The sequence below is a fragment of the Streptococcus sp. AM28-20 genome, from assembly GCF_003603595.1.
Classification (GTDB): domain Bacteria; phylum Bacillota; class Bacilli; order Lactobacillales; family Streptococcaceae; genus Streptococcus; species Streptococcus ilei.
The window spans coordinates 534,350-550,074 of the sequence record NZ_QTNK01000002.1 but is presented as its reverse complement, the minus strand read 5'-3'; the positions used below and the strand labels follow the sequence as shown (position 1 = coordinate 550,074).

At 43.0% G+C, this 15,725-nt stretch carries 13 protein-coding genes; 10 read left to right on the top strand and 3 right to left on the bottom strand.

Annotated elements, in window-relative coordinates; all coding sequences use genetic code 11:
* Window positions 1-23: 23 nt before the first annotated feature.
* Window positions 24-560, bottom strand: a complete 537-nt coding sequence (locus tag DW738_RS07640; RefSeq protein WP_023024755.1) for a TetR/AcrR family transcriptional regulator — start codon at window positions 558-560, stop codon at window positions 24-26.
* Window positions 561-695: 135 nt separating this feature from the next.
* Between DW738_RS07640 and DW738_RS07635 the strand changes: the two genes are divergently transcribed.
* Window positions 696-3,491: a YhgE/Pip domain-containing protein gene (locus DW738_RS07635; protein WP_123160728.1), complete on the top strand. Its 2,796-nt coding sequence runs from the start codon at window positions 696-698 to the stop codon at window positions 3,489-3,491.
* A 64-nt stretch (window positions 3,492-3,555) separates the two neighbouring features.
* On the opposite strand, the gene DW738_RS07630 is transcribed toward DW738_RS07635, so the two are convergent.
* Window positions 3,556-4,221, bottom strand: a complete 666-nt coding sequence (locus DW738_RS07630) for a DUF4947 domain-containing protein (protein ID WP_229039010.1) — start codon at window positions 4,219-4,221, stop codon at window positions 3,556-3,558.
* A 261-nt stretch (window positions 4,222-4,482) separates the two neighbouring features.
* On the opposite strand from DW738_RS07630, the gene DW738_RS07625 reads away from it, so the two are divergent.
* The 9 genes from DW738_RS07625 to DW738_RS07585 all read left to right on the top strand — a co-directional run bounded on the left by DW738_RS07625 (window position 4,483) and on the right by DW738_RS07585 (window position 13,632).
* Complete coding sequence (locus DW738_RS07625) at window positions 4,483-5,748, top strand: S41 family peptidase (RefSeq protein WP_023024749.1); 1,266 nt, start codon at window positions 4,483-4,485, stop codon at window positions 5,746-5,748.
* Between the two features lie 173 nt (window positions 5,749-5,921).
* The gene (locus DW738_RS07620; RefSeq protein ID WP_006595368.1) at window positions 5,922-6,050 is read left to right on the top strand and encodes a teichoic acid D-Ala incorporation-associated protein DltX; all 129 of its coding nucleotides are present in this window, start codon (window positions 5,922-5,924) and stop codon (window positions 6,048-6,050) included.
* Window positions 6,051-6,064: 14 nt separating this feature from the next.
* Window positions 6,065-7,615 carry a D-alanine--poly(phosphoribitol) ligase subunit DltA gene (gene dltA, locus DW738_RS07615; protein ID WP_123159933.1) on the top strand — a complete coding sequence of 517 codons (1,551 nt, stop codon included), beginning with the start codon at window positions 6,065-6,067 and terminating at the stop codon, window positions 7,613-7,615.
* Window positions 7,612-8,862, top strand: coding sequence for a D-alanyl-lipoteichoic acid biosynthesis protein DltB (gene dltB, locus DW738_RS07610; RefSeq protein ID WP_023024745.1), 1,251 nt, complete (start codon window positions 7,612-7,614; stop codon window positions 8,860-8,862). Before dltA ends, dltB begins: the two co-directional genes overlap by 4 nt.
* A gap of 18 nt (window positions 8,863-8,880) precedes the next feature.
* Entirely contained in the window at window positions 8,881-9,120 is a 240-nt protein-coding gene (gene dltC / locus DW738_RS07605; RefSeq protein WP_006595371.1) for a D-alanine--poly(phosphoribitol) ligase subunit DltC, read from the top strand.
* Window positions 9,113-10,381: a D-alanyl-lipoteichoic acid biosynthesis protein DltD gene (gene dltD, locus DW738_RS07600; RefSeq protein ID WP_123160727.1), complete on the top strand. Its 1,269-nt coding sequence runs from the start codon at window positions 9,113-9,115 to the stop codon at window positions 10,379-10,381. The genes dltC and dltD overlap by 8 nt, the downstream gene beginning before the upstream one ends.
* A gap of 144 nt (window positions 10,382-10,525) precedes the next feature.
* The gene (locus DW738_RS07595; RefSeq protein ID WP_181971094.1) at window positions 10,526-10,762 is read left to right on the top strand and encodes a hypothetical protein; all 237 of its coding nucleotides are present in this window, start codon (window positions 10,526-10,528) and stop codon (window positions 10,760-10,762) included.
* A 100-nt stretch (window positions 10,763-10,862) separates the two neighbouring features.
* On the top strand, window positions 10,863-12,617 hold the full coding sequence (gene aspS / locus DW738_RS07590) for an aspartate--tRNA ligase (RefSeq protein WP_117744838.1): 1,755 nt from the start codon (window positions 10,863-10,865) through the stop codon (window positions 12,615-12,617).
* A gap of 73 nt (window positions 12,618-12,690) precedes the next feature.
* Window positions 12,691-13,632 (top strand): YitT family protein, encoded by a 942-nt coding sequence (locus DW738_RS07585; RefSeq protein WP_023024741.1) that lies wholly within the window; start codon window positions 12,691-12,693, stop codon window positions 13,630-13,632.
* A 34-nt stretch (window positions 13,633-13,666) separates the two neighbouring features.
* Here the strand turns inward: DW738_RS07585 and pulA are convergent, their stop codons facing one another.
* Entirely contained in the window at window positions 13,667-15,718 is a 2,052-nt protein-coding gene (gene pulA, locus DW738_RS07580; RefSeq protein ID WP_123160726.1) for a type I pullulanase, read from the bottom strand.
* Window positions 15,719-15,725: the final 7 nt, after the last annotated feature.

The following is a 15,725-nucleotide window of genomic DNA, read 5'->3' as shown; positions in this document are numbered from 1 at the left end:
AAAAAGAGACCGAGGTCTCTTTTTTATTCCAGCATTTTTAATAGGAAGTCAGCCATTTGTTGCGGGCTTTCTTTTTGGCCTCGCGCAACCCACATTTGACAGACTCCAAAGAAGGCATTGGTGAGGTAGACAGAACTGTAGTCTCTTTCGATTTCTGTCAAAGATCGATGGCCATAACGCTCTTGCAAGCTATCGACTAGTAGAACTTGTAGTTTATGCCGTAAGAAGGATTGAATTTCTTTTGTCCCATTCTCGGTTAGAAGGACAGCAAAGAGGGGCTCCTTGGTGAGAAATTCGAAAACTTCGGTAACGGCTTGGTGTTTATCTTCTTTTTGTTTGTCAAAGATGTATTCAACTTTGTGGAAAAATTCCTGTTGGTAGCGCTCGATCATATCATACTTATCGCGGTAGTGAGTATAGAAGCTACTCCGGCTGATACCAGCCTCTTTTGCCAACTGAACGGTTGAAATCTCATCAAAGGACTCTCTATGAAGTAGGTCAACCATGGCTTCCTGGATGATCCGTTTTGTTTTTATTCTCTTGTTGCTTTCGGTAACCATTCTAGTCCCTTTCTTTTATATACAAAATTATACACAGTGTCCAAAAATTGCTTTTTTAACTTGCGGTTTTTCAAAAGAACTGTATAATCAATTATATCAAAAAATTAGACAATGTGTATAAAAAGGAGACAAAAAATGTTTAAGGAATGGAAAGCGATTTTTAGAAAACCGACCATTATGGTTGTGATGTTAGGGGTTGCTTTGATACCAGCTCTCTATAATGTGATCTTTCTATCTTCTATGTGGGATCCTTATGGCAAGGTTTCGGACTTGCCGGTAGCAGTTGTCAATCAAGATCAGCCAGCTCGTTATCAAGAACAAGAATTAACAATTGGAAAAGACATGGTGTCCAATTTTGAGAAGAGTGATGCTCTGGACTTTCATATTGTCGATGAAACAGCAGCTAAAGAAGGACTGAAAAAGGGTGATTATTATATGGTGGTGACCTTGCCCCAAGATCTATCCGCTAAAGCGGCTTCTATCTTAAGCAATCATCCCGAACAAATGACCATTGCCTACCAAACATCTAGCGGCCATAGCTTTATTGCTGGTAAGATGAGTGATTCAGCCATGATAAAAATTCAGCAAACCGTTGCTAGTAATGTTACCAAAACCTATACCAACGCTCTTTTTGAAAAGATGGGGAGTTTGAAGACAGGAATGGGAACAGCAGCTGAAGGAAGTCAAAAGCTGGCAACCGGTGCTGGTCAGTTAAAAGAGGGTGGGCAAACCCTGACAGACCATTTGACAACCTTGTCCAATTCGAGTCTGTCTTTCTCAAATGGGGCACAGACTCTTAGCACAGGACTCTTGGCCTACACCAATGGAGTTGGTCAATTAGCGACAGGTCTTCACCAAATGAAGGAGAAAGTTCCGACCCTCGTATCGGGAGTTGGGCAACTTCATAATGGTTTTACCTCCTTTAGTAGTGGACTGACGGCCTATACGTCTGGTGTTGGACAACTTGGAGATGGTTTGAACCAAATGGCTAGTCAAACGCCTCAGTTAGCCTCTGGAATTGGCCAATTGCATACAGGAATGAACACTCTCACAACAGGACTGGATACCTACACAAAAGGAGTCAGTCAGTTGAATGTTGGTGCTAGCAATTTGACGAATGGTCTAACAAACTATAGCACAGGGCTTGCTACTCTCAGTGGTGGAGCTAGTCAATTAAGTGGTCAATCGGAAGCATTGAGAAATGGAGTGTCTCAGTTAGAAACAGGAATTCAAACCTTATCTACACAACTTTCTCCGTCACCAAGTCAACAAGAGCAGCTTGCCCAATTAACAGCAGGCCTCACCCGATTAAATGAAGCTATTCAGAACACGAGCGGAGATACTAGTCAACTCAGCACAGCATTGGCAACCATTGCCACCTCTGCTCAAGGGATTTCAGCTGCAGCACAGGCTGACCGCAATTCAGTACTAGCCAATCTTCAAGCTACTGCTGCCTATCAATCGATGACAGCCGAACAACAGGCAGAACTGACGGCTGCTGTGTCTGCTGCTTCAAGTACGACGGAGACTGCTGCTCAAGCGATTTTAACTACCGTTCAAGGTTTGCAAGAAGGCTTAACGACCGAGAGTCCCTTGGCCACAGTAAAAGAAAGTGCCAATCAGATCTTGCCAACAGCTTCGTCTACCTTGAATACTCTTTCAACTAGCTTGAGCTCCGTGCAGATAGCAGTGACAGAGCAACTTCTACCAGCTAGCCAAACTCTCAACCAAGGAGTGCAACTCTATACGACAGGGGTGGACCAGTTAGCTGGCGGAGCTAGTCAGCTTAATGATAATAGTAGCACCTTGATAGCAGGCGCTACTCAATTGAGTGCGGGGACCAGTCAACTGGAGCAGAAATCTGCGGATTTGGTATCTGGAAGCAGTCAACTAGCAACAGGATTGGGAGAACTAAATGGAAAGATGCCAACTCTGATTATGGGAATGGACCAATTAGTTTCAGGGGCCAACCAATTGACTAGTAAGTCTAGCGAATTAACAACAGGTGCTGGACAACTGGCCAGTGGGATTGGTCAATTAAACACTCAAACACCAGTTTTAGCTAGCGGTGTTGATCAACTCGTATCAGGAGTCGATCAGTTATCGGATAAATCAGCTCAGTTACTATCAGGTTCTTATCAATTGGCGGATGGTGCAAGTAAAATAGCTGATGGCTCTGGTCAATTAGCGACAGGAGGCCAAGTTCTTGTCGGGGGCTTGGGGGATCTCCAAACAGGTAGTCAGAATCTCAGTCAAGGCTTGAGTTCGGCTAAGGACCAATTAAATAGCGCTAGCACTAAAAAAGAAAATGCCAGCGTATTGTCAGATCCAATTACCCTTTCAAAGACAGACCATGATAATGTTTCAGTGAATGGAGTGGGAATGGCGCCTTATATGATATCAGTTGCCCTTTTCGTCGCTGCTCTTTCTACCAATATGATTTTTGCCAAATTGCCATCTGGGCGTCATCCAGAAAGTCGTTGGGCTTGGCTGAAATCGAGATTGGAAGTGAACGGGATAATTGCTGTCTTGGCTGGTGTCCTGGTCTACGGAGCTGTTCATCTGCTAGGGATGGCAGCAAACCATGAAGCTTTGACACTTTTCCTCTGTGTGCTAGGAAGTGTGACCTTCATGTCCATGGTGACGGCCTTAACGACATGGAACAACAAGGTAGGAGCTTTTATCTCTTTGATTCTCTTGCTCCTTCAACTGGCTTCTAGTGCAGGAACTTATCCGCTTGCCCTCACTAATCGTTTCTTCCAAACCGTTCATCCGCTGTTGCCGATGAGCTATACCGTATCGGGACTAAGGGAAACCATTTCCTTGTCTGGTCAGATAGGCGGGCAAGTCACCTTCCTTACCCTGGTTTTGATGCTGTGTATTGGTTTAGGAATGCTGGCCTATCAACCTCAAAAGATGGAAGAAGACTAAACTACCTCTATCCATAGTTTCATGTGAAACAAATCCCCTTCTCTGAAGAGAAAGGGGATTTTTCTTAGTTAAAATAAAGCACTTCAGGATCTGGAGTAACATAGACAAGGTTGTCACCCTTAAAGACAAGTTGAACTTGTCCTTCTTTGTAGGTAAAGACTGTAAAAGTTTGCTCTAATTGAGCCGTTTGAGCTAGATCGACTACACCAGCCCAAAAAGCATGGAGTTGCTCGTCAGTTAAAAGGCCCTCTTGATAGAGATTAACAAGGTTTTCTTTTTCCTTTTCTGAAAAGGTCTCGAGCATATAATTTGAATCAACATGGGTTTTTTCAGGTTTACCAAGAATTTTTTTGACTATTTTTGTTGTATAGCCTTCGAAATCAGGTGTATGCACTTTTAATCCACCGTCATATTTTTTATAGTAAACGACAGAATCACCAGTTGCATAGATCTTGTCCTTGGGGGCTTCGCTAGCATTGGCAGGGAACACCTCCATTTTTTTGCTTGAGCTGGTTTTTGTCTTAGACTCTTTCTTTTCTTTGTTCGAAGAGCTAGCTTTAGATGATTTTTTAGAAGATGAGGCTTCTTTTTCACTTTTCTCTTGTTTTTTAGAGGAGGAACCAGTGCTTGTTTCTTCCGGTTTGAAATATGATTGAAAATCAGACATACAGGCTGTCAAGAAGAAAAGACTCAAAAAGAGAGTTGCAAGGAGAGTGATTTTTTTAGACATAATGTAAATCCCTTTCTAATCATAGATCATCATTTCTTCTATTGTACACTATAAAAGATTGAAAAGCACGAAAAAATAGGAGAGAAGCTGTACGAAGTAGGTATTTATTTCATACAATCTTTCTCTCCTGTAAGGGACAGCTCGTTGTGATCTTATTTGAAGCGAGGAGGCTAGGACTTTTGTCCCAGCCTCTTTTTAGGGGTTTAAGAACTTTTTAAGGAAAAGTGGTATACTGTTTCTAAAAAAATTAAGGAGTCTTGCATGAGAAAGAGAGCTATTTTTGAAGATATCGTCTCCATTATGACTCACGATTCATCTACTATCAAAGATCGAAAAGGATGTGATCCAGAGCCTTTTCGGGAAAAAATAACAGATGATATGGCGGATGATGCCTTTCTTTATCAAGTCAGGTCCTACCTAGCCAGTTTTGGTATTATTGGGCACATCTCCTTTCAGAATAAAAAAGCTGGTCAGAAAGGCTTTCTCTTACGTGTAATGGACCATCAACTTTATGTTGAAAAGGCGCATGCAGACACTGGTCTCCAGGCAGGGGATCAGATCCTAGGTCTGGATGGAAGTGACTTGGAGCAGGTGGCGTCTCTTCATAAGGACTATTTTATAAGTAAGACCCCCGAAAGACACTACCGAGAATGGGCGGATTTGGTCTCTCAGTCCAAAAGAGTCACCCTGCTTCGAGAAGGGGTAGAAAAGACCATTGAAGTAGCGCCCAGTCGAGAGCCGATCCAAGATCAGATTTTTTGGAAACGGTTAGACGATGAGATTCTTTATCTTTGTCTGGATAACTTTATGGATGAAGGAGCTATTAGTCGCTTATACCAAGAGTGTTTACCGATGATGACGGAAGTCAAGTTCCTTCTCATTGATGTCCGACAGAACGGTGGAGGGACAGATTCTTTATATTTCCCTCTATTACATCTAGGCTTAGAGAAGGGTCAGGGCTATGATTCGCTTGACTGGGATGATGATGGCATGGAAATTCTCTACACGGAACGCAATGTCGACTTACGCTTGAAGGATTTTGAGGACTGGATGCAACAGGAAGAGATTAGTTCCGAAACAATTAAACTCCTTGAAGAGATGAAAGAGGATCTACTCCGCTATCGGGGCAAAGGCTATGTGCTGTACCAGCAAGAAAACGAGGAATTCTTCCCAGAGGTTAGAGGCGGCCAATATCCCGAACAGATCTTTATCTTATCAGATATCTATTGTGCTTCATCTGGGGACAATTTTGTCCAGATGATGAAGCAGTTTAAGAAGGTAACGGTGGTAGGTAGACCAACTCTCGGAATTTTAGACTATTCCAATTGTTGTACCGTTGATTATGGTGATTATCGATTGATGTTTCCTACTTCTCGCTGTCTAAGCGTAGATCAAGGTAGAGGAATGACGGATAAAGGTGTTGAACCGGATATAGAAATTCCCTGGACTCCAGCTCATTTTGAAAGAGACGTAGAAGTAGACAAGTGTTTGGAATTGATTCGTCAGAGTCGCGGAACGGCAAAATAAGGCTTAGATTAGATGATGGTTGACTTAAATCAGAAAAGCAATCAATTTAAGGGCAGATCTCAATTGTCTCTTATGGTAACGTTTTCTAGTATTTTTTCCTTGTGTTTGGATTGCTATGACTGAACAAAAAATGGTAAAATAGTCAGTGATAATCAAAATGAAGAGTGAAAAAGATGAAACATAAAACACTTTATAAATTTATAGGGCAAACAATCTTGTATTTCGCTATTTTCTTAGCCCTACTCTATTTCTTTAGTTACCTTGGTCAAGGTCAAGGTGGCTTTATTTACAATGAATTCTAAAGGAGATCCCTACCGTGTCAAACCAACCAATTACTGATATGATTGAGGCGATTGAACGTTACGCCCAACTACAACCAGACTATCCTGTTTACAATGTCCTTGGAGAAGAGCATACCTATGGCCAATTGAAGGCTGATTCAGATAGCTTAGCGGCCCACATTGACCAAATGGGACTTCCTGAAAAGTCACCTGTTGTGGTCTTTGGTGGACAAGAATATGAAATGTTGGCAACCTTTGTGGCCCTGACCAAGTCTGGCCACGCCTATATCCCAATTGACAGCCACTCTGCCTTAGAGCGCGTGTCTGCTATTGTTGAAGTGGCTGAGCCAAGCTTAATTATCGCCATCAATGAGTTTCCAATTGAAAACCCAGCTGCTCCAGTCATGTCCTTGGAGCAAGTGCGTGAAGCTTATGCGGCTCAGAATGCGTATGACTTGCAACATCCGGTCAAAGGGGATGATAACTACTACATCATCTTTACTTCTGGAACAACTGGAAAACCAAAAGGGGTGCAAATTTCGCACGACAACTTGCTCAGCTTCACCAACTGGATGATTACAGACAAGGAATTTGCGACACCAGAGCGTCCGCAAATGTTGGCGCAACCACCCTATTCCTTTGACTTGTCTGTCATGTACTGGGCACCAACCTTAGCTCTTGGAGGGACCCTCTTTGCCCTTCCATCAGCTATCACTCAAGACTTTAAACAACTCTTTGCGACTATCTTTTCTCTTCCGATTGCTATCTGGACTTCAACGCCATCTTTTGCAGATATGGCCATGTTGTCTGAAGATTTCAATGCTGAAAAGATGCCAGGCATTACCCATTTCTACTTTGATGGGGAAGAGTTAACGGTTAAAACGGCTCAAAAACTGCGCGAGCGTTTCCCAAATGCGCGCATCATCAACGCTTACGGACCAACAGAAGCGACGGTAGCTTTGTCGGCAGTTGCTATCACAGATGAGATGCTAGCGACTCTTAAACGCTTGCCAATTGGTTATACCAAAGAAGATTCTCCAACCTTCATCATTGATGAAGAAGGAAACAAATTGCCAAATGGAGAGCAAGGAGAGATCATCGTGTCTGGACCGGCTGTTTCAAAAGGTTATATGAATAATCCAGAGAAAACAGCAGAAGCTTTCTTCGAATTTGAAGGACTTCCAGCCTACCATACGGGAGATGTTGGAACCATGACAGATGAAGGTCTTCTTCTCTATGGTGGTCGGATGGACTTCCAGATCAAGTTTAATGGCTATCGTATTGAACTAGAAGATGTTTCTCAAAACTTGAACAAATCTCAGTACATCGACTCGGCTGTTGCAGTGCCACGCTACAACAAAGATCATAAGGTTCAAAATCTCTTGGCCTATGTCATCTTAAAAGATGGCGTCAAAGAGCAATTTGAACGCGAGATTGATATTACGAAAGCCATCAAGGAAGATTTGGAACACATCATGATGTCTTATATGATGCCTTCAAAATTCCTTTACCGTGATAGTTTACCGCTAACTCCAAACGGGAAAATCGACATCAAAGGGTTGATTAGTGAGGTTAACAACCGATGATCGAGTTTTTGAAACAGCTCCCTCATTTAGAACCCTATGGAACCCCGGTCTACTTTATTTATCTGATTGGGGCCTTATTGCCCATCTTTGTTGGCCTCTTCTTTAAAAAACGATTCCCAGTCTATGAAGCCTTGGTCAGTCTCGCATTTATTGTTCTAATGCTGACAGGGACGGATTTGAAACAAATCTATGCGGTTCTTTTCTACCTCTTTTGGCAAATCCTTTGGGTCTACTCCTATAAATTCTATCGAAGTCAGCGTGACAACAAGTGGGTCTTTTACCTCCACTCTTTCTTGGTCGTTTTGCCCTTGGTTTTTGTGAAGGTGCAACCAGCCATTGATGGCACCCAGTCCTGGATGGGCTTCCTTGGGATCTCTTATCTGACCTTCCGAGCAGTGGGCATGATTATCGAGATGCGAGACGGAACCCTCAAAGACTTTAGTCTCTGGGAATTCTTGCGTTTCTTGCTCTTTATGCCGACTTTTTCAAGTGGGCCGATCGACCGCTTCAAACGCTTCAATGAAGATTATCTGACGATTCCGGATCGAGATGAGCTTCTAGATATGTTGGAGCAGAGCGTCAAGTATATCATGCTTGGCTTCCTCTATAAGTTTATTCTAGCTCATATCTTTGGCCATCTCTTACTAGGACATGTCAAGACCTATGCCCTTCTTCAAGGGGGAATCTTTAACCTAGGCACCTTAGGGGTCATGTATGTCTTTGGTTTGGATCTCTTCTTTGACTTTGCAGGCTATTCTATGTTTGCCCTTGCGGCATCTAATTTGATGGGAATTAAGAGCCCAATCAACTTTAATCTCCCTTTTAAGTCACGTGACTTAAAGGAATTTTGGAATCGTTGGCACATGAGTTTGTCCTTCTGGTTCCGGGACTTTGTCTTTATGCGTCTAGTCATGGTTTTGATGCGCAACAAGGTCTTTCAGAGTCGGATTACAACGTCAAACGTTGCCTATATCATTAACATGTTGGTCATGGGCTTTTGGCATGGGGTTACCTGGTATTATGTAGCCTATGGTCTCTTCCACGGTCTGGGTCTTGTAATCAACGACGCTTGGTTGCGGAAGAAAAAGACCATCAATAAAGAACGCAAGGCAAAAGGACTGGAGCCCCTACCAGACAATCGCTGGACCCAGGCTCTTGGTATCTTTATTACTTTCAATACCGTTATGCTGTCCTTCCTGATTTTCTCAGGTTTCTTGGATCAGCAATGGTTTCCAAAAATGAAATAAGAAAAGGAAAAATGAAAAATGGATGTAAAATCACAAGTAATTGAAATTATTGATGAATTGTTTATGGAAGATGTCTCAGATATGATGGATGAGGATCTCTTTGATGCGGGTGTTCTTGATAGCATGGGAACCGTTGAGTTGATTGTTGAATTGGAAAACCGCTTCGATATTCGGGTTCCAGTATCTGAATTTGGTCGTGATGACTGGAACACAGCCAACAAAATCGTAGAAGGTGTCATGGAGCTTCAGAATGCTTAAACGATTGTGGCTGATTCTGGGTCCGGTCTTTTGTGCCATGGCTCTTGTCGCCACTCTTCTCTTTTTCTATCCGATTAACCATAAACATAATCTGACAGAGGAGAAAAAGGCCGCAGTGAGCTTGACAGCAGAAGGCTTTAAAAGACGTGCCCGTAAAGAAGAAGCGCTCGGGGATCCCAACTATCGTTTTGTACCCTTCTTTGGTTCCAGCGAATGGTTGCGGTTTGATATCGTCCACCCAGCAGTACTAGCTGAGAAGTATGATCGTTCTTATCGCCCGTATTTTCTAGGGCAACGAGGAGCAGCGTCCTTGAACCAATATTTTGGGATGCAGCAAATTCTTCCTCAACTAGAAGGAAAAACCGCTGTCTATGTGGTATCGCCCCAGTGGTTTACGAAGGATGGCTATGATTCGTCGGCCTTTCAGCAATACTTTAACAGCGATCAATTAACTAGCTTTTTGGCCAACCAAGAAGCTGGCCCAGCAAGCCAGTATGCGGCGTCTCGTCTTTTGCAACAGTATCCTAATGTTGCTATGCAGGGAGAAGTTCAGAAGCTAGCGAAAGGTCAAAACCTATCTGGTTTTGAAAAAGGTCTCAATCAGACCCTCATGCGCTTTGTTCGTCGGGAGGATGCCTTCTTTAGCACCTTTACGGCAATGAACAATAGCAACTATGAGAAGAAAGTTCTCTCTCGCTTAAATGACTTGCCAGATACATTTTCTTACGAAGCTTTGGAAGAGGTAGCGACTGCGGAAGCCAAAAAGAAAACCAATAATAACAAACTAGGCATTAGTAATAGCTTTTACAACCATCGACTTGCAAGTAAGTTAAAGAAACTCAAAGGATTCCAAAAGAATGAATCCTATGAGCAATCTCCAGAATACAATGATTTACAACTGGTCTTGGATCAGTTTGCTCAATCGAAAACCAATGTGATATTTGTCATCCCTCCAGTTAACTCTAAATGGATGGCCTATACAGGTTTGAGTAAAGAAATGTATCAACGGACAGTTGAAAAAATCCGTTACCAATTAGAAAGTCAAGGCTTTACCCATATTGCTGATTTTTCTAAAGATGGTGATAAACCCTACTTTATGCAAGATACCATTCATATGGGCTGGAATGGATGGTTGGCATTTGATAAAGCAGTTGATCCTTTTGTCTCCAACCCTCAACCTGCCCCTGAATACAAGATTAACAATCGTTTCTTAAGTCAGGACTGGGCTAACTATAAAGGTCAGCCGGATCAATTTAAGTAAGATGCGAAGAGGTTGAGAATACCCGGTCTCAACCTTTTTTCCTATGGTTTTGAATGAACTTATCCCCATATTCACAGACTTATCCACAAACTTGTGGATAAGTCTGTCTAATACAAAGAGAGGAACTGGTACAAGATGAAAACAATGAAGAAAATAGCCTTTTATGCGATTCTTCAAGGAATAGTGATCTTTCTCATTACGGGCCTCATCACCCAATTAGTCAGAGGAGATTTCTTTTTCCGTAGCTTGGCCCCAATATTTGGAGTCTTGGCAGCTGTCATGCGTTTTGGAACAGCTAGTCTGATGAAAATGTTGGCCCCAACGTTATACGATGAAGAGGTAAAACAAGAGAAAGCTCCTACCAAGAAAGAAGCTGAATAAAAAAATTGTTTTTTCTGGAAAAATCTCTGGGAAAGCACTTATCTAACAGGCTTTATGGTAAAATAGAAGGAAGAATATTAGTTTGGAGAGTAAAAATACAATGAAACGTTCCATGTATGCTGGGCGTGTTCGCGAGGAACACATTGGACAAGAACTAACCCTCAAAGGATGGGTGAGTCGACGCCGTGATTTGGGTGGCTTGATCTTTATTGATTTGCGGGACCGTGAAGGGATTATGCAATTGGTCATCAATCCGGAAACTGTTCGTTCGGAAGTCATGGCAACGGCCGAGAGTCTTCGTAGCGAATATGTGATCGAAGTGACAGGTCAAGTTGCTGCCAGACAGCAAGCGAATGATAAAATTGCAACAGGTCAGGTTGAAATGCATGTGTCTTCCTTGACTGTCCTCAATACTGCAAAAACCACGCCATTTGAGATCAAGGACGGCATTGAAGCAAACGATGATACTCGTCTACGCTATCGATATTTGGACTTGCGTCGTCCAGAAATGTTGGAAAACTTAAAATTGCGTGCCAAGGTAACCCATTCTATCCGTAATTATTTGGATGAGTTGGAATTTATTGATGTGGAAACACCATTCCTTTCTAAATCAACTCCAGAAGGGGCGCGTGACTACCTCGTACCATCTCGCGTCAACAAGGGTCACTTTTATGCCTTACCTCAAAGCCCTCAAATTACCAAACAATTGTTGATGAATGCTGGCTTTGACCGCTATTATCAAATCGTCAAATGTTTCCGTGATGAAGATTTACGTGGCGACCGTCAACCGGAGTTTACACAGGTCGATTTAGAAACTTCCTTCCTGACAGAGCAAGAAATTCAAGATATTACGGAAGGTTTAATCGCACGTGTTATGAAAGAAACTAAGGGAATCGAAGTGACACTTCCTTTCCCACGGATGAAGTACGACGATGCTATGGCTCTTTATGGTTCTGACAAACCAGATACTCGTTTTGAGATGCTCTTGACAGACTTGACAGAAGTTGTAAAGGGTGTAGACTTCAAGGTCTTCTCAGAAGCACCTGCCGTTAAAGCCATCGTTGTTAAAGGCGCAGCAGACAACTACTCTCGTAAAGATATCGATAAGATGACTGAAGTAGCCAAGCAATATGGGGCAAAAGGTCTAGCGTGGGTCAAGGTAGTTGATGGTGCTTTAAATGGGCCAGTAGCTAAGTTCTTGACAGGTGTGACAACAGAGTTGACAAGTGCTTTACAGTTGGAAGAAAAGGATTTGGTTCTCTTTGTAGCTGATACACTAGAAGTGGCCAATGCAACTCTAGGTGCCCTTCGTTGCAGAATTGCCAAGGAATTGGACCTCATTGACAATAGTCAATTCAACTTCCTATGGGTGGTCGATTGGCCAATGTTTGAGTGGTCTGAAGAAGAAGGTCGTTACATGAGTGCCCACCATCCATTTACACTTCCGCAAGCAGATACAGCTCATGAATTAGAGGGTGATCTTGCCAAGGTACGGGCCATTGCCTATGATATTGTGCTCAATGGTTACGAGCTTGGTGGTGGTAGTCTTCGGATCAACCAAAAAGAATTGCAAGAACGGATGTTTACCGCTCTCGGTTTCTCAAAAGAAGATGCGACAGAGCAATTTGGTTTCTTGCTAGAAGCCATGGATTATGGTTTCCCTCCACATGGTGGATTAGCTCTTGGTTTGGACCGTTTTGTCATGCTGTTAGCTGGTGAGGAGAATATCCGTGAAGTGATTGCCTTTCCTAAGAACAATAAGGCAACGGATCCAATGACCCAAGCCCCTTCTACAGTAGCTACCAAACAACTGGAAGAGTTGAGTCTACAAGTAGAAGTAAAAACTGAGGAATAAGAAAAGTAAAAGCGGAAAATTACCATAAGCAACTTGTGGGATTTTCCCTTTATTTATAAATTGAGAGATAATCATGAAAAAAACTCGCTTAGGCAAGATCTTGCGTTATTATATACGAAGATTGGCCTATAACTTTAAATTACTACGGGTCTTAAAAAGTATTTCCCGAGAGAAGTACGATGAAAAGATTTCGGCTTCTTTGGTCTATGGCTTCCTATCTGCCGTTGCTGTGAACTTCTTTTTCCAGCCGGGACGTGTGTATTCCAGTGGTGCGACAGGATTGGCCCAGATTATATCCGCCCTTAGTGATCGATTTTTAGGCTTTACCATTCCGGTCTCTTTGTCATTCTATGCCATCAATCTGCCATTAATGATCATCGCTTGGTATCAAATTGGTCATAAGTTTACTATTTTCACCTTTATTACGGTGTCTATGAGTTCCTTCTTTATCCAATTTATGCCAGTGGTTACCCTGACCAATGATCCTATTATGAATGCTCTCTTTGGGGGAGTTGTAATGGGGACAGGGATTGGATTTGCGCTTCGCAACAATATCTCCAGTGGGGGAACCGATATTGTTAGCTTGACCATTCGAAAGCGAACGGGCAAGAACGTCGGAAAAATTTCTCTCATCGTCAATGGGACCATCATGTTGATAGCAGGGATGACCTTTGGTTGGAAATATGCCCTCTATTCGATGATTACCATTTTTGTGTCCAGTCGAGTGACAGATGCAGTCTTTACCAAGCAGAAGCGGATGCAGGCTATGATTGTCACTAGCCAACCGGATAAGATAATTGAGAAAATTCATAAGCGTTTGCATCGTGGAGCAACCATTATCCACAATGCGGAAGGGACTTATAATCATCAGGAAAAAGCGGTCTTGCTCACCGTTATTACCAGAGCAGAGTTTAATGAGTTTAAATTTTTAATGAAAAAAGAGGATCCTGAAGCTTTTATTACCATATCAGAAAATGTTCATATTATTGGACGTTTTGTCGAAGTGGAGGATTAAAAAATTCCTGCAAGATAGGCTTGCAGGAATTTTTTTATGCTTGTACTACCAAAATCCAACTATAGGCTGGAATGGTGAATTCTCTTTGAGAAATTTGTTGCTCTCTAGTATAAACATGGGGGTGAGCAATTGCTAATCTAGCAGGCTGTTTGAGTGAATAAGTCCACTCTTGATCCCCCAGGTTGACCAAGATAAGAAGTTTGCGTCCATCTTTTTCGATGCTGTAAGAGAAAGTATTTTCCGAAGTCCAGGTGACTTGACAGTAGTCTCGAATGTCTTGAGCCTTCTCTAGGTGGAGGAGGTCTTCCTCTTTACGATAGGCAATCAATTCACGAAGGAACTGAATATCTCTTTCATAGGCTGTAGAAGAAAGCCAGTCTAGTTGATTTAGAGCATCTGGAAGATTGTAAGTATTTTCTTCTAAGCCTTTGCTGCGATAGAACTCTTGGCCAGCATGTAGGAAGGGAACGCCTTGAGACAAGAGGACGAGGTGCAAGCCGAGACGGGCTTTAGCCTGTCGCTTCTCCTCTGAAATGTTTGGATCTTCAACCTTGAGATAGTCAAAGAAGGTTGCGTTATCGTGGCATTCCACATAGTTAATCGCCTGTTGAGGACGCACAAAGTGGGCTGCTCCTTTGAGCCCGACATTGCCAGTCAAAATATTGGCAAGATCATTGGCCTGATAGCGACTTTCTACACGTCCTTCTTTCAAGATGCTTCGTTTAACGGTATCTCGGAAGTTGTCACTGAAAAAGCCATAAGGACGAAGGTGACTGGCATTGTATTGATGAGCCAGGAGTTCAGGATCCAGTCCGGTATCCATCTTCCACCCTTCCCCATAAAGGTAAATGTTGGGGTAAATAGCGCTTAATTCTTCTTGAATTTCCACCATGGTTTGGCGATCAAGAATGCCCATCAGGTCAAAGCGGAAGCCATCAAATCCGTAGAGTTGAACCCATTGTTTGACAGATTGTTTGATATAGTTGCGAACCATAGCTCTCTCGCTCGCTACGTCGTTGCCACAGAAGGTTCCGTTGGTTCGTTGGCGGTCTTGGTCATAGCGATAAAAGTAGCCTGGGACAATTTGCTCAAAAGCAAAATCATCAGAGAGGTAAACGTGGTTATAGACGACGTCCATGATGAGGCTGAGGTCTGCCTTATGGTATGCATCAATCACTTGTTGTAGCTCAAGGATCCGTTGGTAAGGATCATTTGGCTGGGTGCTAAAACTTCCTTCAGGGACGTTGTATTGGACAGGGTCATAGCCCCAATTGTAGCCAGCGACAGGGTTGGTTTCATCCACGCTTCCAAAATCATAGAGGGGCATGAGCTGAACATGAGTAATGCCAAAGGATTTCAAATAGTCAAAGCCAAAGGTCTGGTTTCCATGTTTAGGAGATTCTAACAAGGCTGGGAAGGTCCCAGGGTGTTGGAATCCTGCTTCTTTTTGCATGGAGAAGTCCCGGACACTCAGTTCATAAATAATGGCCTGAGTCGGATCCAGTTGTGTCGTTGCACGCTGAATGGGGCGCTCAATCTTGTGGCGGTCGATGACATAGCTAGCTCCTGAATTGGCTTCAGAAGAAAGGGCATAAGGGTCATGAACGATATGGGTTACACCATTGACCTGATGCTGGTAGTAATAAGAGGCTTTTTCCCAATCTCCCTCGAGTACTAGACGCCAAACTCCTTTTTCTGTTCGCTCCATCGGGTAGGCAGTTTGGTTGATCAAGAGCTCAACCTTTTGAGAGATAGGAGCCCAGAAGGCAAAGGTCGTTTTTTCTTTTGAGTAATGAGCTCCTAAATCCTCTCCATCATAAGCATAAAGCTGATCAAAGATGGGTTGACGGACGATATCCCGGAAGTGGAGGAGGCAGGACTCTCCTTTACCATTTGAAAGAGTATAGCTTTGACTCATGTCGATGGGAAGGGGGCTTCGAAGAGTTTTTTCTTCCTCTGTCGGCAGGAGTTCAATCGTTTTTGAACCAGACGTCAATGTAAAAGGAAGAGAGGCCATTACGCTCTCTCCTCCTTCCACGCGAATCAAGTCTTGGTCATCTAAATAAGCTGAAAAATGAGTTGTCATAGGTTCT